This is a genomic window from Streptomyces sp. CNZ287 (assembly GCF_007827615.1).
Window position 1 is genome coordinate 1 of the sequence record NZ_VISV01000017.1, and the last position, 18219, is coordinate 18219.

At 73.0% G+C, this 18219-nt stretch carries 13 protein-coding genes; 5 read left to right on the plus strand and 8 right to left on the minus strand.

What is annotated here, in order from left to right; translation table 11 throughout:
• Positions 1 to 311: 311 nt before the first annotated feature.
• Positions 312 to 1997: a ribonuclease J gene (locus FB457_RS26205; RefSeq protein ID WP_047018420.1), complete on the minus strand. Its 1686-nt coding sequence runs from the start codon at positions 1995 to 1997 to the stop codon at positions 312 to 314.
• Positions 1998 to 2178: 181 nt separating this feature from the next.
• The gene (dapA, locus tag FB457_RS26210) at positions 2179 to 3078 is read right to left on the minus strand and encodes a 4-hydroxy-tetrahydrodipicolinate synthase (protein WP_047018419.1); all 900 of its coding nucleotides are present in this window, start codon (positions 3076 to 3078) and stop codon (positions 2179 to 2181) included.
• 341 nt (positions 3079 to 3419) lie between these two features.
• Between dapA and FB457_RS26215 the strand changes: the two genes are divergently transcribed.
• Entirely contained in the window at positions 3420 to 3650 is a 231-nt protein-coding gene (locus FB457_RS26215) for a hypothetical protein (RefSeq protein ID WP_047020424.1), read from the plus strand.
• Positions 3651 to 3753: 103 nt separating this feature from the next.
• Entirely contained in the window at positions 3754 to 4320 is a 567-nt protein-coding gene (locus FB457_RS26220) for a hypothetical protein (RefSeq protein WP_047018418.1), read from the plus strand.
• A 49-nt stretch (positions 4321 to 4369) separates the two neighbouring features.
• Here the strand turns inward: FB457_RS26220 and FB457_RS26225 are convergent, their stop codons facing one another.
• From FB457_RS26225 to FB457_RS26250, 6 genes are all read right to left on the minus strand, one after another.
• A complete protein-coding gene (locus FB457_RS26225; RefSeq protein ID WP_047018417.1) occupies positions 4370 to 4813 on the minus strand; it encodes a tetratricopeptide repeat protein in 444 nt (147 codons plus the stop codon).
• Between the two features lie 22 nt (positions 4814 to 4835).
• Positions 4836 to 5591 (minus strand): 4-hydroxy-tetrahydrodipicolinate reductase, encoded by a 756-nt coding sequence (dapB, locus tag FB457_RS26230; RefSeq protein ID WP_047018416.1) that lies wholly within the window; start codon positions 5589 to 5591, stop codon positions 4836 to 4838.
• A 110-nt stretch (positions 5592 to 5701) separates the two neighbouring features.
• The gene (locus FB457_RS26235) at positions 5702 to 7114 is read right to left on the minus strand and encodes a M16 family metallopeptidase (RefSeq protein ID WP_047018415.1); all 1413 of its coding nucleotides are present in this window, start codon (positions 7112 to 7114) and stop codon (positions 5702 to 5704) included.
• Entirely contained in the window at positions 7111 to 9342 is a 2232-nt protein-coding gene (locus FB457_RS26240; protein WP_047018414.1) for a polyribonucleotide nucleotidyltransferase, read from the minus strand. Before FB457_RS26240 ends, FB457_RS26235 begins: the two co-directional genes overlap by 4 nt.
• 410 nt (positions 9343 to 9752) lie before the next feature.
• Positions 9753 to 10040: a 30S ribosomal protein S15 gene (rpsO, locus tag FB457_RS26245; RefSeq protein ID WP_027743620.1), complete on the minus strand. Its 288-nt coding sequence runs from the start codon at positions 10038 to 10040 to the stop codon at positions 9753 to 9755.
• 203 nt (positions 10041 to 10243) lie between these two features.
• The gene (locus FB457_RS26250) at positions 10244 to 10762 is read right to left on the minus strand and encodes a M23 family metallopeptidase (RefSeq protein ID WP_047018413.1); all 519 of its coding nucleotides are present in this window, start codon (positions 10760 to 10762) and stop codon (positions 10244 to 10246) included.
• A gap of 495 nt (positions 10763 to 11257) precedes the next feature.
• Between FB457_RS26250 and FB457_RS26255 the strand changes: the two genes are divergently transcribed.
• Genes FB457_RS26255 through FB457_RS26265 form a run of 3 tightly spaced genes read left to right on the plus strand, consistent with a single transcriptional unit; the run spans position 11258 to position 18204 of the window.
• Positions 11258 to 13666, plus strand: a complete 2409-nt coding sequence (locus FB457_RS26255; protein ID WP_145783488.1) for an outer membrane protein assembly factor BamB family protein — start codon at positions 11258 to 11260, stop codon at positions 13664 to 13666.
• 28 nt (positions 13667 to 13694) lie between these two features.
• On the plus strand, positions 13695 to 15959 hold the full coding sequence (locus tag FB457_RS26260; RefSeq protein WP_145783489.1) for an outer membrane protein assembly factor BamB family protein: 2265 nt from the start codon (positions 13695 to 13697) through the stop codon (positions 15957 to 15959).
• 4 nt (positions 15960 to 15963) lie between these two features.
• The gene (locus tag FB457_RS26265; RefSeq protein WP_047018410.1) at positions 15964 to 18204 is read left to right on the plus strand and encodes a protein kinase domain-containing protein; all 2241 of its coding nucleotides are present in this window, start codon (positions 15964 to 15966) and stop codon (positions 18202 to 18204) included.
• Positions 18205 to 18219 lie beyond the last annotated feature (15 nt).

Below are 18219 nucleotides of genomic sequence, written 5' to 3' on the forward strand. Positions count from 1 at the left end.
TTGGCATCGATTACTTGGCACACTGTTGAGTTCTCAAAGAACGGACACTACCTTCAAAACCCTTCCGGGCCTCTCCGGGCGTTTCCCTTCGGTGTGTTCCAACCCTATCAGCTTCCTGTGGGTTGAAATGACCGCCCCTCAGCCTCAGTTGAGCGGGCACGAAGGCCCTCGGGCTCATCAGGCGGTGTCGTCAACCTACTGGACGTTCGGTCCTCGTGCAAATCGGCTCCGGCCCCAACCCCCGCCTGGGGCAATGTCCGAGGCGGGGGTTGGGGCCGGGCCGGGGGCAACGGGGCGTCTCCCGTGGGGCGTCAGACCTCGACGACGACCGGGAGGATCATCGGGCGGCGGCGGAAGGTGTCGGAGACCCACTTGCCCACCGTGCGCCGGACCAACTGCTGGAGCTGGTGCGTCTCGGCGACGCCGTCCGAGGCGGACTTGGCGAGGGCCTCCTCCAGCTTCGGGATGACGTCCCGGAACGCCCCGTCCTCGATGCCGGAACCGCGGCTCTGGACGTGGGGGCCGCCCACGATCTTCCCCGTGGTGCTGTCCACCACGACGAAGACGCTGATGATGCCCTCCTCGCCGAGGATGCGGCGGTCCTTGAGCGAGGACTCCGTCACGTCGCCGACGGAGAGGCCGTCGACGTACACGTATCCCGCCTGGACCTTGCCGGAGATCTTGGCGACCCCGTCGACCAGGTCGACGGCCACGCCGTCCTCCGCGATGACGATGCGGTCCGCGCGGACGCCCGTCGCCGCCGCGAGTTCGGCGTTGGCGCGCAAGTGGCGCCATTCTCCGTGGACCGGCATGACGTTGCGGGGTTTGCAGATGTTGTAGAAGTACAGCAGTTCGCCGGCCGAGGCGTGGCCCGAGACGTGGACCTTGGCGTTGCCCTTGTGGACGACGTTGGCGCCCCAGCGGGTGAGGCCGTTGATCACGCGGTAGACCGCGTTCTCGTTCCCGGGGATCAGGGACGAGGCGAGGATGACGGTGTCGCCGGCGACGATGCGGATCTGGTGGTCACGGTTGGCCATCCGGGACAGGGCGGCCATCGGCTCGCCCTGCGAGCCCGTACAGACCAAGACGACCTCGCGGTCCGGCAGGTCGTCGAGGGTCTTCACGTCGACGACGAGTCCCGCGGGCACGCGCAGGTAGCCGAGGTCGCGGGCAATGCCCATGTTGCGGACCATGGAGCGGCCGACGAAGGCGACCTTCCTGCCGTACCCGTGCGCCGCGTCCAGGACCTGCTGGATGCGGTGCACATGGCTCGCGAAGCTCGCGACGATGATCCTTCGCTGCGCCGCCGCGAACACCCCGCGCAGCACGCCGGAGATGTCCTTCTCCGGGGCCACGAACCCCGGGACCTCGGCGTTGGTGGAGTCCACCAGCAGCAGGTCGATGCCCTCCTCGCCGAGGCGCGCGAACGCGGGCAGGTCGGTGAGGCGGCCGTCGAGGGGTAGTTGGTCCATCTTGAAGTCGCCGGTGTGCACGACGACGCCCGCGGGGGTGCGGACGGCGACGGCCAGGCTGTCCGGGATGGAGTGGTTGACGGAGACGAACTCGCAGTCGAAGGGCCCGATGCGCTCCCTGCCGCCCTCGGCGACCTGGAGGGTGTACGGGCGGATGCGGTGCTCCTGGAGCTTGGCCTCGATGAGGGCGAGGGTCAGCTTGGAGCCGATCAGGGGAATGTCCGCCTTCTCGCGGAGCAGGTACGGCACGGCGCCGATGTGGTCCTCGTGGCCGTGCGTGAGGACGATGCCCTCGATGTCGTCGAGGCGGTCCCTGATGGTGGAGAAGTCGGGAAGGATCAGGTCGACCCCGGGCTGCTCCTCTTCGGGGAAGAGGACGCCGCAGTCGACGATCAGCAGGCGGCCGCCGTACTCGAAGACGGTCATGTTGCGGCCGATCTCGCCGAGTCCGCCGAGCGGCGTGACGCGCAGGGCGCCCTCCGCGAGTGCGGGGGGTGGGCCGAGTTCGGGATGGGGATGGCTCAAAGGTGTCTCCTCACCATGCGCACCGGCCGGGTCCCGGCGGCGGGCCCGGGCGGGGCGCACATGGATGCGTGCGACGGCGGCTTCCCTGAAGCCGCGCCGCGGATTTCTCGGTATGCGGTTGTGACGTCTCTACGGCGGTGAGGACGGCGGTGGTGCGACGCGTACGGCCGGGCGCGTACGGCTACACGTGCACACCGCCGCCCTTGAGGTCCCGCTTGAGCTGCTCCGTCTCCTCCGGCGAGAGTCCGACGAGGGGCAGCCGCAGCGGGCCGCCGGGCATCTGCCGCAGGGTGAGCGCCGCCTTGACGGTGATGACGCCCTGGGTGCGGAACATGCCGGTGTAGACGGGGAGCAGTTGCTGGTGCAGTTCGGTGGCCTTGGCCACGTCCCCGCCGGTGTACGCCTCGATGAGGGCGACCAGTTCGGGGGTGACGAGGTGGCCGACGACGGAGACGAATCCGACGCCGCCGACGGACAGCAGTGGCAGGTTCAGCATGTCGTCGCCGGAGTACCAGGCCAGGCCCGTCTGGGCGATGGCCCAGCTCGCGCGGCCGAGGTCGCCCTTGGCGTCCTTGTTGGCGACGATCCGGGGGTGCTCCGCCAGCCGGACCATGGTCTCGGTGTTGATCGGGACGCCACTGCGGCCGGGGATGTCGTAGAGCATCACGGGCAGGTCGGTGGCGTCGGCGATGGCCGTGAAGTGGGCGTAGAGGCCCTGCTGCGGCGGCTTGCTGTAGTACGGCGTGACGGCCAGCAGGCCGTGGGCGCCGGCGTCCTGGGCGGCGCGGGCCAGCTCGACGCTGTGCCGGGTGTCGTTCGTCGAGGCTCCGGCGACGATGTGGGCGCGGTCGCCGACGGCGTCCACCACGGCCCGTACGAGCTGGGCTTTCTCCGCATCGCTCGTGGTAGGGGACTCACCGGTGGTGCCGTTGAGCACCAGCCCGTCGTTGCCTGCGTCGACGAGGTGGGCGGCGAGTCGCTGGGCGCCGTCGAGGTCGAGGGCGCCAGCGGGGGTGAACGGCGTGACCATGGCGGTCAGCATCCGTCCGAAGGGCGTCTGCGGGGTGGATGTCGGAGCCATGAGTGACACGCTACTCGTAAGAATGCCCGGAGTGCGCGCTTGGGTGGCGTGCGGTGCGGCAGGCGCGGGAGAACCCGGCACTGCCTGCTCGGGGGTTCAAGCAGTACCGGGTTCGTATCCTCAGCCTAGGCGAACTTCGCGATAACCACCATTCCGGACAATTTGCAGCCCCTATCGAGCGCCCCCGGCTCCGCCGGCCCGCCGGGCGCCCGCTACGGCCGGGTATCTTTGAGGTATTCAGCACATGGCCCTGGATCTGGGCACTTTACGGGACGTTCCGACGTTGCCCGGATGGCAGGAGTCAAGTCGACAAACCCACGATCCCTGAGGTGGTGCCCCGCATGCTTCGCCGTCGGCGTGAGCCCGTTCCGTTCGCCTTCGTAGCGGAGGCCGACCGCTTCCGCAGCGACGCCCCCGTGCCGCCCCCCGTGAAACGCGCCGGGATCGGCGAGATCGCCGGCCGGGCGCTGGTGGGAGTGCTGATAGTGGCGGGGCTCGTCGGCGCGGTGGTGTTCGGCATCCCGGCCATGGAGCTCACCGACGACCCGGGGTCCGCGCAGCACACCCCCTGACGCCGCCCGCGGCACCCCTGTCACCGCCGTCACGGCCGGCCCGGTTGCCCCGTCCGCACCCCCGGGGTGGTGGGCCCGCCGGGGCCTCGCTAGCCTCGCAGGCGTGCCACTGCCCTTTCTCACCGCCGACCGCGACTTCGGAGACGTCGCCGGCGACGCGCCCCTCCCCTACGCCGACCGCGACCGCTGGCGCCGGCCGTACCGTCCGGGACCCTGGCGGGTGCTCATGGCGGCCATCGAGCTGCTGCTCGCCTCGTATCTCCTCTTCGCGACCGTCATCATGCTGCTCGCGGACTCGGTCACGGGCGCGCTGACCTGCGCGGGCGTGGCGGGGGGCTTCATCCTGGCGGCGCTGCGGCTGCTGCGGGTCGGGGTGTGGGTGAGCGCGCACGGGCTGCGGCAGGTGCATCTCCTCCGCACCGTCACCCTGGCGTGGGACGAGGTCGCGGCCGTACGGACCGTGCAGCAGCCGGTGAAGTGGCTCGGCCTGCCGCGTACGGTGCAGGGACAGGCACTCCTCGTGGTCCCGGGGGCGCGGCGCGGGCGGGGCGGGGACGCGGCGCCGCTGCGGCCGCTGCTGACGGACTCCAACGCCGACTTCCTGAGCCGCCCCGAGGCGTTCGACCGGGCGGCCGACACCGTCGAGGCGTGGGCGACGGAGCTGCGCTGACGCTGCCGTGGCGCCGCCGGCGGCGCCCGCCCGCGTACGGCCCCGCTAGCTAGCCCGCCGCCCGGCGCAGCCTGATCGCCTGCTGCATCGCCTTGCGCGCCCGCGGGGTGTCCCGCGCGTCGTGGTACGCGACCGCCAGCCGGAACCAGCTCCGCCAGTCCTCCGGCGCCGCCTCCGTCTCGGCCTTGCGGCGGCGGAAGACGGCGTCGGCCGAGTCGCGGTCGATACGGCCGCTCGGGGTGCGCTTCAGCTCGTCGACCGGCAGCCCGCCCTCGGCGTCGAGCTCCCGTGCCAGCGCGCTCGCGGCGCGGGCGAAGGCGGTGGTGTGCCAGAGGAACCAGATGCCGATGGCGGGGAGCACGAGCACGGCGACCCCGAAGGCGACGGTCAGCGGCGTGCCCTCGCGCAGCAGGTACCAGCCGCGGGTGCCGGCGAGGAAGAAGTACACGACCAGCACGGCCGACAGCACGATGTACGTGATCTTCGAGCGCATGAGCGGGGCCCCGTTGGCGGCGTCAGCCGAGGTCGAGGAAGTGTTCCAGGCCGACCGTCAGGCCCGGGGTCCCGGGCACCCGGCGGGCGGCGAGCAGGATGCCCGGCATGAAGCTGCTGTGGTGCAGGGAGTCGTGCCGGATGGTGAGGGTCTCCCCCGTGTCCCCGAGCAGCACCTCCTGGTGGGCGAGGAGTCCCCGGAGCCGTACGGCGTGCACGGGCACCCCGTCGACGTCGGCGCCGCGGGCGCCGGGCAGGGCGGTGGCGGTGGCGTCGGGCTGCGGCGGCAGGCCGGCCTCGCGGCGGGCCTCGGCGATGAGGCGGGCGGTGCGGGTCGCGGTGCCGGACGGGGCGTCGGCCTTGTTCGGGTGGTGCAGCTCGACGACCTCGGCGGACTCGAAGAACCTCGCGGCCTGCCGGGCGAAGTGCATGGTGAGGACGGCGCCGAGGGAGAAGTTCGGGGCGATGAGCACGCCCGTGCCGGGGCTTTCCGCGAGCCGGGCGCGCAGCGCGGCGAGGCGGTCGTCGGTCCAGCCGGTGGTGCCGACGACGGCGTGGATTCCGTGGCGTACGCAGAAGTCGACGTTGGCGGGGGCGGAGTCCGGGTGGGTCAGCTCGACGGCGACCTGAGCGCCGGCCCGGGTCAGCTCCGCGAGGTCGTCGTCGCGGTCGACGGCGGCGACGAGGTCCATGTCCCCGGCGGCCTCGACCGCCCCGGCGGCCTCGGAGCCGATACGGCCGCGGGCGCCGATGACGCCGACCTTGAGCTGGGTGGTCATGCGCGTACTACCTCCGGTGTCGATGGGTTGCTCCGGGAGGGGGCGTCGCCGCGGCCGCGGGCACGCGCCCACGTTACGCCGTGTCCCCGCGGCACCCGCGCCCCGCTCCCTCAGGCCACCGCCGCCCGCAGCGCGGTGGCCTGGCGGTCCGTGACCGGGCCGATGACGGAGAGGGACGGGCGGCGGCCCAGGACGGTCGCGGCCACCTCGCGGACGTCGTCGGGGGTGACGGCGCGGATACGGGCCAGCATGTCGTCGACCGACATCTGCTCGCCCCAGCACAGCTCGCTCTTGCCGAGCCGGTGCATCAGCGCACCGGTGTCCTCCAGGCCCAGCACCAGGGAGCCGCACAACTGGCCGACGGCGCGCGCGACCTCGTCGTCGGGCAGCCCCTTCTTCGCGACGAGCGCCAGCTCCTCGCGGCAGAGCTTGAGCACGTCGGCGGCCTGCGCGGGGCGGCAGCCCGCGTAGACGCCGAAGAGGCCGCAGTCGGCGAATCCCGAGGTGTACGAGTACACGGAGTAGGCCAGGCCGCGCTTCTCCCGGATCTCCTGGAAGAGCCGGGAGCTCATGCCGCCGCCGAGCGCCGCGGACAGCACGCTGAGCGCCCAGCGGCGCTCGTCGTGCCGGCCGACGCCGGGGGCGCCGAGGACGAGGTGGGTCTGCTCGGTGCGGCGCTCCTGGAGCTCGAAGCGGCCCGCGGTGCGCAGGGCGCGGCTGCCGGCGCGGGGGCCGTGCGGGGCGGCGGCGGTGGCGTCGAGCGCGCCGGCGCGGTCGAAGGCGGCGGCCACGCGGCGTACGACGTCGTCGTGGTCGACGTTGCCCGCGGCGGCGACGACGAGCCGGGCGGGCACGTAGTGGCGCTGGTAGAAGCGGGCGACGCGGTCGCGGGTGAGGGCCGTGACGGTCTCGACGGTGCCGAGGACGGGGCGGCCGAGGGGGGTGTCGCCGAGCATCGTGCGGGCGAAGAGGTCGTGGACGCAGTCACCGGGGTCGTCCTCGGTCATCGCGATCTCTTCGAGGACGACGCCACGTTCGGCCTCGACGTCCTCGGCGCGGATGACGGAGCCGGTGAGCATGTCGCAGACGATGTCGATGGCCAGCGGCAGGTCCGTGTCGAGGACCCGCGCGTAGTAGCAGGTGTACTCCTTGGCCGTGAACGCGTTCATCTCCCCGCCGACCGCGTCGATGGGCGCGGAGATGTCGAGGGCCGAGCGCGTCCTGGTGCCCTTGAAGAGCAGGTGCTCCAGGTAGTGCGTGGCGCCGCCGAGCGCGGGGGTCTCGTCGCGGGAGCCGACGTGCGCCCAGATGCCGAAGGTCGCCGAGCGGACGGCGGGCAGCCTCTCGGTGAGCACGCGCAGCCCGCCGGGCAGCACCGTCTTGCGTACGGTGCCGGCACCATCCGGGCCGGCAGAGCCGTCGGCGCCTTCGAGGAGCGTCGCGGTGGTGGAGCGCGGACGGGGGACGGCCCGCCCCCGGTACGGGGGGCGGGCCGCCTTCCGACTACTGCGGGGGAGAGTCACTTCGCGGACTCGTCCTCGGACTTCCCGGCGTCGTCGCCGTCCTTCTCCTCGTCCTCCAGGACGGGGATGAGGGACAGCTTGCCGCGCTGGTCGATCTCGGCGATCTCGACCTGGACCTTCTGGCCGACGCCGAGGACGTCCTCGACGTTCTCCACGCGCTTGCCGCCGGCGAGCTTGCGGATCTGCGAGATGTGCAGCAGGCCGTCCTTGCCGGGGAGGAGGGAGACGAAGGCGCCGAAGGAGGTGGTCTTCACGACCGTGCCCAGGTAGCGCTCGCCGACCTCGGGCATCGTCGGGTTGGCGATGCCGTTGATGGTCGTACGGGCGGCCTCGGCGGCCGGGCCGTCGGCGGCGCCGATGTAGATCGTGCCGTCGTCCTCGATGGTGATCTCGGCGCCGGTGTCCTCCTGGATCTGGTTGATCATCTTGCCCTTGGGGCCGATGACCTCGCCGATCTTGTCCACCGGGATCTTGATGGTGATGATCCGCGGGGCGTGCGGGGACATCTCGTCCGGCCGGTCGATGGCCTCCATCATCACGTCGAGGATGTGCAGCCGGGCGTCGCGGGCCTGCTTCAGGGCCGCGGCCAGCACGGAGGCGGGGATGCCGTCGAGCTTGGTGTCGAGCTGCAGGGCGGTGACGAACTCCTTGGTGCCGGCGACCTTGAAGTCCATGTCGCCGAAGGCGTCCTCGGCGCCGAGGATGTCGGTCAGCGTCACGTAGCGGGTCTCGCCCTCGATCTCCTTGGAGATCAGGCCCATGGCGATGCCGGCGACCGGGGCCTTCAGCGGCACACCGGCGTTCAGCAGCGACATCGTCGAGGCGCAGACGGAGCCCATGGACGTCGAGCCGTTGGAGCCGAGGGCCTCGGAGACCTGGCGGATCGCGTACGGGAAGTCCTCGCGGCTGGGCAGCACCGGCACGATGGCGCGCTCGGCGAGCGCGCCGTGGCCGATCTCGCGGCGCTTCGGGGTGCCGACGCGGCCGGTCTCGCCGGTGGAGTACGGCGGGAAGATGTAGTTGTGCATGTAGCGCTTGCGCGTCACCGGGTTGAGGGTGTCGAGCTGCTGCTCCATGCGGAGCATGTTCAGCGTCGTCACGCCCATGATCTGGGTCTCGCCGCGCTCGAAGAGCGCCGAGCCGTGCACCCGCGGGATCGCCTCGACCTCGACGGCCAGCGGGCGGATGTCGGTCACGCCGCGGCCGTCGATACGGACCTTCTCGCGGATGACGCGCTCGCGCACCAGCTCCTTGGTGAGCGCGCGGTACGCCGCGGAGATCTCCTTCTCGCGGCCCTCGAACTGCGGCAGCAGCTTCTCGGCGGCGACGTCCTTGACGCGGTCCAGCTCCGCCTCGCGCTCCAGCTTGTTGCTGATGGTGAGGGCCTGGGCCAGCTCGTCGCGCACGGCCTGGGTGAGCGCCTGGAGCACGTCGTCCTGGTAGTCGAGGAAGACGGGGAACTCACCGGTCGGCTTGGCGGCCTTGGCGGCGAGGTCGGCCTGCGCCTTGCACAGGGTCTTGATGAAGGGCTTGGCGGCGTCCAGGCCGGCGGCGACGACCTCCTCGGTCGGCGCGGTGGCACCGCCCTTGACCAGCTCGACGGTCTGGTCGGTGGCCTCGGCCTCGACCATCATGATCGCCACGTCGCCGTCGTCGAGGACGCGGCCGGCGACGACCATGTCGAAGACGGCCTCCTCCAGCTCGGCGTGGGTGGGGAACGCCACCCACTGACCGCGGATGAGGGCGACGCGGGTGCCGCCGATGGGGCCGGAGAAGGGCAGGCCCGCCAGCTGGGTGGAGGCGGACGCGGCGTTGATGGCGACCACGTCGTAGAGGTGGTCGGGGTTGAGCGCCTCGATCGTGGCGACGATCTGGATCTCGTTGCGCAGGCCCTTCTTGAAGGAGGGGCGCAGCGGCCGGTCGATGAGCCGGCAGGTGAGGATGGCGTCCTCGCTGGGGCGGCCCTCGCGGCGGAAGAAGGAGCCGGGGATCTTGCCGATGGCGTACATGCGCTCTTCGACGTCCACCGTCAGCGGGAAGAAGTCGAGCTGGTCCTTGGGCTGCTTGGAGGCGCTGGTCGCCGCGAGGACCATGGTCTCGTCGTCGAGGTAGGCGACAGCGGAGCCGGCGGCGAGCTTGGCGAGCCGGCCGGTCTCGAAGCGGATGGTGCGGGTGCCGAACGAGCCGTTGTCGATGACGGCCTCGCTGTAGTGGGTTTCGTTCTCCACCAGGAAATTCTCCTCGTCTGCGCCCACGCCCGTGTGGCGTGGGCGGTGAGCGGTGGAGCACCCGCGCGGCAGGCTCGGGCCCGGATGAGCGGCTGTAGGCCGGGCCGGTCTTCGATCGAAGCCACCGGGGTGCGCGCTCTCGCGTGCTCCGAAGGCCACTACCGAGGACCGGCGCCCGCTGTCGGCACTGGTCCGGCGGCTGCGGGCGGTTGCTCCCCGTATTCACTCTGTGCTGATGTCCTGCCGACCAGAGTACAAGTCCCCCTGGCGGCGTCTCGACGGCTGGCTGGCAACCGTTCGGTAAGGGTCCGTACGGACGGACCGGCCCGGCGTCCGGGCGAAACCGGAGCGCTGCGGGCATACGCCGAGGGAGCGGCTCCCGGTGCGGGGAACCGCTCCCTCATACGGGGCTAGCGGGCGCCGGCGGCGCCGCGGCGGATGCCGAGGCGGTCGACCAGCGTACGGAAGCGGGCGATGTCCTTCTTCGCCAGGTACTGCAGCAGCCGGCGGCGGCGGCCGACGAGCAGGAGGAGACCGCGGCGCGAGTGGTGGTCGTGCTTGTGGGTCTTCAGGTGCTCGGTCAGGTCGCTGATGCGCTGGGTGAGCATCGCCACCTGGACCTCGGGCGAGCCGGTGTCGCCTTCCTTCGTGGCGTACTCGGCCATGATCTTCTTCTTCGTCGCGGTGTCGAGCGACATGCTTTCCCACTCCTCGGATCGGCGCCGCCGAGCGCCCCTGGTTTTGGTCACAGGGAATCTGCGGTGACTCGGCAGGCGGGGCGGTCGCGGCGCCTCACCCGTGGGACACGGGGGCGCTCACGCGAACCGTCCGCCAGCCTATCAGCCGCACGGCGGCCCGAAGACCGCCGTGCGGCGCCACCCGGCGGGGCCGGGGGTGCGGGTCAGATCTTGACACCGTGCTTGCTGAGGAACGCGACCGGGTCCACGGCGGAACCGTAGTCGGGGGTGGTGCGGACCTCGAAGTGCAGGTGCGGACCGGTGGAGTTGCCGGTCGTGCCGATCTTGCCGATCAGCTCCTTGGCGTTGACCTTCTCGCCCACGTTCACGTCGATCTTGGACAGGTGGGCGTACTGGGTGTAAAGGCCCTCACCGTGCTTGATCACGATGTTGTTGCCGTAGGCGCCGCCCCAGCCGGCCGTGACGACGGTGCCGTCGCTGGCCGCCTTCACCTTCGTGCCCGTGGGGGCGGCGAAGTCCTGGCCGCTGTGCTTGGCGGCCCAGCGGGCACCGCCCTGGTTGTACTGACCGGTGACGTCGTAGTCGGCCGTGACGGGCTTGACCCAGTCGGGCTTGCTGTCGGCCGTGGCCACCCCGGAGCCCAGGGCGAGAACCATGCCGCCGCCGGCGGCGAGCATCGCGGTGGTGGCTATGGGGGCGGTGAACTTGGCGTGCTTGGACATTCTCTGAATTCCCTCCAGAAAGGTTTCGACCCCGGCTGCGCTCCGAGGTCGCATCACCTTGGTAACGCGCCGGATCGGGACGGACAAGGATGCTTGGTACGAGCCGGGGTCGTAGTGGCGAGTCGGGTTTTTCTGCCCCTTGCGGACGTTCCGAAAAGGGCCAGGAGAACGCCCCCGGACGGCGCACGGGAGGGCTGGCGTAGGCCATATATGCAGGTCAGAGCCATTCACACGGGCCGTGTCCACAAGTCCGGCGGACTCCCCTGCCAAAAGTCAGGTGACCGCAGGGGCTAAAGTCCCGGACCCTCGTCAGATTCCGCTACTACCGCTTTTAGGATTCCTTCAGAGGCATGTGGTGCACGCCACTTCCCGATAAGAATCCGCGGCGCTCGCGCGGGACTTTCTCCCCTGCCGCGCGGGACCAATTACCCCCCGCCCGGCACGGAGCCCGGCCGTCCCCGGTAGGCTGCGTGCGGCCAGTTCCTAGGAGGGGGTATGGAACCGCTGCGACTCGACGACCCCGAGCAGTTCGGGGCGTACCGGCCGGTGGGGCGTCTGGACACGGACGCGGGCGAGATGCGCGCGCCGGCCGCGCGCTACATCGCGCAGGCGCCGGGTGGAGAACGCACAGTCCTGATCACCGCACCGCGCACCGAGGCGACGGCCGCCGACCACGGCCACGCCGGGCGCTTCCACGCCGCCGCCGCCGAGGCCCAGCGCCTCGGCGGCACGGGCGGACCGTGGCTGGCGCCGGTGAGCGAGCTGTCGGCCACGGGACCGCCGTGGTGGGCGATGCCGTACCGGCCCGCGCTGCCGCTGCCCGCCGCGCTCGACGCCCAGCAGGGCCCGCTGCCCGAGCGCACCGTGTACGCCGTGGGCGCCGCGCTGGCCGAGACGCTGGCCTCGCTGCACGCCGCGGGCATGGCGCACGGCGGGCTCGACCCGACGGCCGTGCTGCTCACCGGTGACGGACCGCTGCTCACCGGCTACGGCACGGTGAGCGCGGCGGGCGCCGACGGCAGCCCGCGCGGGAGCCTGGCCGGGCTGATACCGGAGTTCCTGCCGCCGGAGCAGGCGGCGGGCGGGCGGCCGCGGCCGCTGGGGGACGTGTACGCACTGGCCGCGGTGCTCCTGTACGCCGCCACCGGGCTGCTTCCGGGCGGCCAGGCCGCGGACCCGCAGGCGGGGGCCTTCGGTGACCCGCTGACGGACCCGCTCACCGGCGATCCCGGGTACGGCCCGGACCCGTACGCCGCGGACCCGTACGCCACGGGCGCATACGGCACCCCCGCGAACCCGCTGGACCTGCTCCAGCCCTCACTCCGCGCCGCCCTGGAGCCCTGCCTCCACCCCGACCCGGCCCGCCGCCCCGCCGCCGCCGCGCTGCTGCCCGAACTGCTGCACGCCGCGGCACCCGGCCACTCCGCGGCACCCGGCATGGGCGCGGCCGCCCCCGGGACCGTGCTCGACGCGGCGACCACCCGCTCCGGCGCCGCGCTGGCCCCCGGCTGGCTGCCCCGCCGGGTCAGCGCCGCGCTCGCGCTCCAGGCCGCCGACGTGCTCGCCGCCGAGACCGAGCCGGACCCCGCGTTCCTCGCGGCGCCGGCCCCGGGCCCCGGCACCCCGGACCTGATCGGCGGCACCACCGTCATCGGCCGTCCCGCCACCCGCCGCGCCCTGATCGCCGGCATCGCCGGCGGGGCGGTGGGCGTCGCGGCCGGCGGCGCCGCGGCCTGGGCCGCGACCACGGAGGATCCGCCTCCGCCGCCGACCACCGCGGAGCGGCTGGCCGCGCGCACCACCGGCAGGAAGCGGCTGAACGGCGCCCCGCCCCCCGTGCTGTGGGGCAAGGGCCTCGGCAAGGTGGAGCCGGTAGGACCGCCGGCCGTCGCCGCGGGCACCACCGCGCTGGTCGTCGCGAAGTCCGGCGTCTTCGCGCTGGACCTGCGCACCGGCGAGGAGCTGTGGGAGCAGTCGGACGTCCGCGCGTCGGCGCCCGCGGTGCCGCTCGCCGACGGCATGGTGCTGGTGCCCGGCAAGGACCTGACGGTGCTCGACGCCGCGAGCGGCTCGGTGGCGTGGACGTCGGAGAAGTTCCGCCGCGGCGGCAAGACGCCGTACCGCGCGCTGCTCGGCGTGGCCGGCGACACGGCCGCGTTCACCGTCGAGGAGGGCGGCGAGCTGACCGTCGTCGGCTTCGACCTCGCCGAGCGCCGCGAGCTGTGGCGCTCGCCCGGCTCGGCCGCCTCGACCGCCGCGCTCTTCCCCGGCGGCTCGGTCGTCCTGGTGCCCGAGGCCGACGAGGACGCCAGGCACCGCGACAAGCCGGCCGCGGTCTCCGCGCTCGACCTCGGCAGCGGCGAGGAGCGGTGGGCGCAGGAGTACGCCGGGATGGCGGGCGGCCACTGGGCCGCGGCGGGCAGGGACCTGCTGGTCGCCACCGCCGGCAAGACGATGCGCGGGTACGACGCGAGCGGCGGCGACGAGGTGTGGAGCGTGACCGCGGAGCCGTGGGACGAGGACGTGGAGAGCACCAACCCGCAGAACTTCGGCCCGCCCGCCGTGCAGGGCGAGATGGTCCACGCCCTCGACACCTTCCGCGCCGTGCACTCCGTGGCGCGGGACTCGGGCGAGGAGCAGTGGAAGCGCAACCCGCAGCTCGCCTACGTCGGGGTGCTCGTCCAGGCGCCGCCGCTGCACGTCACGCCCGACGAGAAGGTCCTGATCGCGGGCGACGACACGCAGGTGCTGGCGTACGACGCGGACGGCGGCGACCTGCTGTGGCGGTTCACCGACATGCGGCCGGGCAAGCCGAAGTACGCACACCGGCGCCGGGTGGCGGTCGGCAAGGACACGGCCGTGATCGCGAGCGGGAGCAGCGTGTACGCGCTGCCGCTGGACTGAGCGCGTGGCGGCAAGGGGGATTGTTCGTATGCAGACGTTGACCGGCTCCGGCGGTCACACCGGCGGCGCGACCGGCACCACCGTCGGCGGCCAGGAGAGAGTGGGCCCGCACCGGATCGTCGCGCCGCTGGGCACGTCCGGTCCCGAAGCCGGGTCCGGCGCCGGCGGGCCGCGGTTCCATCTGGCGTACAGCGAGCCGCTCGGCCGGGTCGTGGTGCTGATGACGCCGCCCGAGGCGCTCGCCGCCGACCCGGGCTTCCGGGTCCGGTTCGCCTCCGAGGCCGGCACGTCCGCGCGGCTGGCCGGTCCTGCCGCCGCGCCGGTGGCCGGGGTGGCGCCGCAGGACGAGGAGCCGTGGGTGGCCTACGACTGCGCGCCCGCGCTGCCGCTGCCCGCGGCGCTGGCGGCGCAGGGCGGTCCGCTGCCGGTGCCGTACGTCTGCCAGTTGGGTGTGTCGCTGGCCGCCGCGGTGCTCCAGGCGCACGCGCAGGGCCTGGTGTACGCGGGGCTGACGCCCGCCGCCGTGCTGCTGACGGCGGCAGGGCCGCGGCTCGTGGCGTACGGCGCGGTACGGGCCGCGGCGCCGGGCGACGGGCCCCGTACGGCGGTGCCCGGGCTGCCGCCCGCGTGGCTGCCCCCGGAGCAGCACGCCGGCGGGGTGCCGCGGCCGCTGGGCGACGTCTACGCGCTGGGCGTGGTGCTGGCGTACGCCGCCACCGGTGCCCACTCCCCCGACCCGGCCGCGCTGCCCGAGCCGCTGGCCTCCGTCCTCGTCGGCTGCCTGGCCCGGGATCCGGCACAGCGCCCGCGCGCGGACGCGCTGCTCCAGCAGCTCCAGCAGGCGCAGCAAACCCTTCCCGCGGAGCCCGGGCAGCAGCAGGTGCCCGGCGCCGTCGCCGCGGCGCTGACCGCGCAACTGCCGTCGCTGCCCGCGCAGGGCCCGCTCGCGCCGCCGCCGGGCCCCGGCGAGCCCGGCGGCCCCGGCGGTCCGCCGGCTCCCGGGCAGACGCCGGAGACGTCGGCCGGAGCGGGCGCCGGGGAGACCTCCGTGCCCCCGCCGCGGCCTGGCCGCCGCGCCCTGCTGCGCGGCCTCGCCTTCGGCCCCGCGGGCCTCGCGGCCGGCGGGGGCGGCGTCTACGCGTACCGCCGGGCGACCAAGGAGGATCCGCCGGTCTACCGCACCACCCCCGCAAAGGGCGCCGCGCCCACGCCGCTGTGGCACTACTCGCTCCAGGGCCAGGAGGCCGACTCGATCAGCCTCCTCGGCAAGATCGCCGTCGTGGAGACGATGGGCGCGCTCACCGCCGTGAACGTGCGCACCGGCAAGAAGGCGTGGGACTCCGACGTCTTCGCGGACGGGGGGCTGTTCGACCTCGGCCGGGGCCAGGTGCTCCTCATCCCGATGTTCGGCCCCATGGAGGTCGTCGACATCGCCGGCGGCAAGTCGAAGGGCGCCATCGAGGACTACGCGGTGGACGGCAAGCTGTCCTTCCAGGAGGCCGTCGGCGCGGTCGACGGGATCGTCTACTTCCTGGCCACGCGGGGTTCCGACATGGAGGAGTTCTCCATGGTCGCGTACGACACCCGCAAGGGCGAAGAGGTGTGGAACAAGCCGCTGCCCGAGGGCTACGGCGACCTGAACGACAATCCGCTCAGCGACGGCGAGAGGATGAAGATCCGCGGCCGCGAGCTGCTCATCCCCAGCGCCCCCACCTCCGGCTTCGACTTCTCGTACCTTGCGCTCGACCGGCGCAGCGGGGACAAGGCGTGGGAGCAGAAGTTCGCCGGCATCGAGGACTACGACGGCCCCAGCACCTTCGCCACCGGGGCCGGGATACTCGTCAGCCCCAAGAACGAGGGCGACACCCTGCGGGGATTCGAGATGCGCGGCGCCAAGAAGCTGTGGGAGCACCCGATGAAGGAGCACTTCTCCGGGGAGCTGACCGACACGCGCTCGCGCGTGCTGTACGGCACGCAGGGCGCCGAGGTGACGGCGCTGTCGGTGAAGAACGGCAAGCGGGTGTGGCGCACCCCGGTCTACTCCGGCGGCCGGTTCGACGTCACCGACGTCGTCCTCAGCGGCACCGGCGGCACCCTCTTCTACAGCAACGACGCCGAGGTGCAGGCGTTCGACACCCGCGACGGCGCCCCGCTCTGGCGGTTCGCCACGGTCAGCGAGGGCGGCGGCTCCTCCGGCGACGGTACGGGCGTCTCCGGCCGCGTGCTCGCCGCGGACGACGGCATCGCCCTCGTCCTGTCCAAGGACGCCCTCTACGCACTCCCGGTGGACTGATCCCATGGCTACGCCCCTCACCCACGACGATCCGCAGCAACTGGGCCCGTACCGGCTGGTCGCCCGCCTCGGCAGCGGCGGCATGGGCACCGTCTACCTCGCCCGCTCTGCGGGCGGGCGCACCGTGGCGCTCAAGACCATGCACGCCGACCTCGTCAGCGGCGAAGCCGGCACCGCGGGCGCCGAGTTCCGCACCCGCTTCCGGCTGGAGACCGACGCCGCCCGGGTCATCGGCGACCACTACGGCGCCGAGGTCGTCGACGCCGACCCGCTGGCGGAGACGCCCTGGCTGGCGACCGAGTACGTGCTCGGCCCGCCGCTGGACGAGGCGGTGGCCGTGTCGGGGCCGCTGCCCGAGACGACGACGCGCGCGCTGGGCGCCGCGCTCTGCGAGGCGCTGGGGCAACTGCACCGCTCCGGCGTCGTCCACCGCGACCTGAAGCCGTCGAACATCCTGCTGACGGCGGCGGGGCCCAAGGTCATCGACTTCGGCATCGCCCGCGCGGCGGGCGACGACCACCTGACCCGTACCGGCACCGCCGCGGGCACGCCCGCCTTCATGTCGCCCGAGCAGGCGTCCGGCGTCGAACACACCCCGGTCGGCGACGTGTTCGCGCTCGCCGGCGTGCTGGTCTTCGCCTGTACGGGCCACGGCCCCTTCGGCGGCGGGCAGGCCGCGGACCTGCTGTACCGGGTGCGCTACGGCGAGGCCGACCTGTCCGGCGTGCCCGCGGGGCTGCTGCCGCTGCTCCAGCGCTGCCTGGCCAAGGAGCCCGAGACCCGCCCCGGCACCGACGAACTGGCGATGCTGCTCGCCGAGGGACTGCCGGACGGTACGGCCGACTTCGCCGACCAGCTCCCGGACGCGCTGCACGCCGACATCCTGCGCCGCGCCGCCGTCGCCTGGCAGCCGCAGCCGCCACGGCTGCCCTCGCCGCATCAGGCCGCCATGGAAACCGAACTGGGCGCCGGCCCGGGCCCGTCGCGGCGCAAGGTGCTGGCGCTGGCGGGCGCGGGCGCGGTGGCCGTCGGCGGCGCGGGGATGGGGGCCTGGGCGTACCTCCGCGACGACGAGAAGGAGCCGGCGGCCAGGCCGAAGGCGAAGAAGCCGAAGGCGCCGAAGGAGCTGTGGACGCGCCCGGTCGTCGGCGGCGGCGGCGCGTTCAGCCTGGCGACCGGCGGGAACTACGTGCTGCTCCTCACCACCACGGGCGGCGGGCAGTTCGTCGACGCGCGCAACGGCAAGCTGCGCGGCGTCAGCCAGGTCCTCAGCCCGTCGCTCGGCATCATCGGCGACGACTCCGGGTTCTACTCCGTCGGCAGCCGCAGCGTCTCGGGCGAGGGCACGCACGCGCTCTTCACCAACGACCCCGAGACGGGTGACTCCGAGGAGGACGTCGTCCTCAACGGCGCGGACGTCAGGGGCACGGCCATCGAGGCCGCCGAGAACGGCATCGTGCTGCTGCGCGCGAGCACCCGCTGGGTGACCCGCGTCTACCGCGACAAGAAGACGAAGAAGAAGATCGTCGAGAAGACGCCGTGGACCTCGCAGTTCGTGGCGGCGGACATGGAGACCGGCGAGCTGCTGTGGGGCTTCGACAACAAGTCCCCCGACACCGGCCCCTCGTACGCCACCGCACTGACGAAGAACGAGGCGCTCATCCGCGTCGAGTCCACCCTGACGTGCATCGACGCCAGGAGCGGCGAGGTGCGCTGGACCTGGAAGGCGCCGAAGGAGGACCGCGAGTCGCTGGCCGGGCTGCAGCAGTTCCCGACCGCGAAGGGCCACGTCCTCCTCGGCCTGCGCGACCTCACCGCGCTGAGGCTGTCGGACGGCGAGGTGGGCTGGTCCGTCGGCGAGGGCCGCGAGGCGCGCGCCGCGCTCGGCCCCGACACCCGGCTGTACGGCACCCCCGCGGTCAAGGACGGCAAGGTCTACGTCGTCGAGAACGGCAACGGGCTCATCGCCATCGACGGCGCCAGCGGCGAGGTCGAGTGGGAGGCCAGGGCGGACTGGGCCGGGCCGCAGGCGTTCATCGTCGCGCCCGTGGTCGGCGAGAAGTACGCGTACGTGGGCACCGGCGGGCGCGACTGGGTCCGGGCCGTCGACCTCGAGCAGCACAAGACGGCCTGGTCGTACCGGGGGCCCGAGGACAACGAACGCCCCATGGTCCTCGCCCAGGACGACGCCAAGGTCGTCCTCGTCGTCACCGCGGCCGACGTGCGCGGGCTTCCCCTTCAGTAGGAACTTCACCCAGGA

Coding starts and splice junctions, on each gene's coding strand:
- FB457_RS26225 (WP_047018417.1), bottom strand. CDS start 4,813: ATGCGCTCGAAGATCACGTACATCGTGCTGTCGGCCGTGCTGGTCGTG.
- FB457_RS26255 (WP_145783488.1), top strand. CDS start 11,258: ATGGAACCGCTGCGACTCGACGACCCCGAGCAGTTCGGGGCGTACCGG.
- rpsO (WP_027743620.1), bottom strand. CDS start 10,040: ATGTCGCTCGACACCGCGACGAAGAAGAAGATCATGGCCGAGTACGCC.
- FB457_RS26250 (WP_047018413.1), bottom strand. CDS start 10,762: ATGTCCAAGCACGCCAAGTTCACCGCCCCCATAGCCACCACCGCGATG.
- FB457_RS26215 (WP_047020424.1), top strand. CDS start 3,420: ATGCTTCGCCGTCGGCGTGAGCCCGTTCCGTTCGCCTTCGTAGCGGAG.
- dapB (WP_047018416.1), bottom strand. CDS start 5,591: ATGACCACCCAGCTCAAGGTCGGCGTCATCGGCGCCCGCGGCCGTATC.
- FB457_RS26260 (WP_145783489.1), top strand. CDS start 13,695: ATGCAGACGTTGACCGGCTCCGGCGGTCACACCGGCGGCGCGACCGGC.
- FB457_RS26265 (WP_047018410.1), top strand. CDS start 15,964: ATGGCTACGCCCCTCACCCACGACGATCCGCAGCAACTGGGCCCGTAC.
- dapA (WP_047018419.1), bottom strand. CDS start 3,078: ATGGCTCCGACATCCACCCCGCAGACGCCCTTCGGACGGATGCTGACC.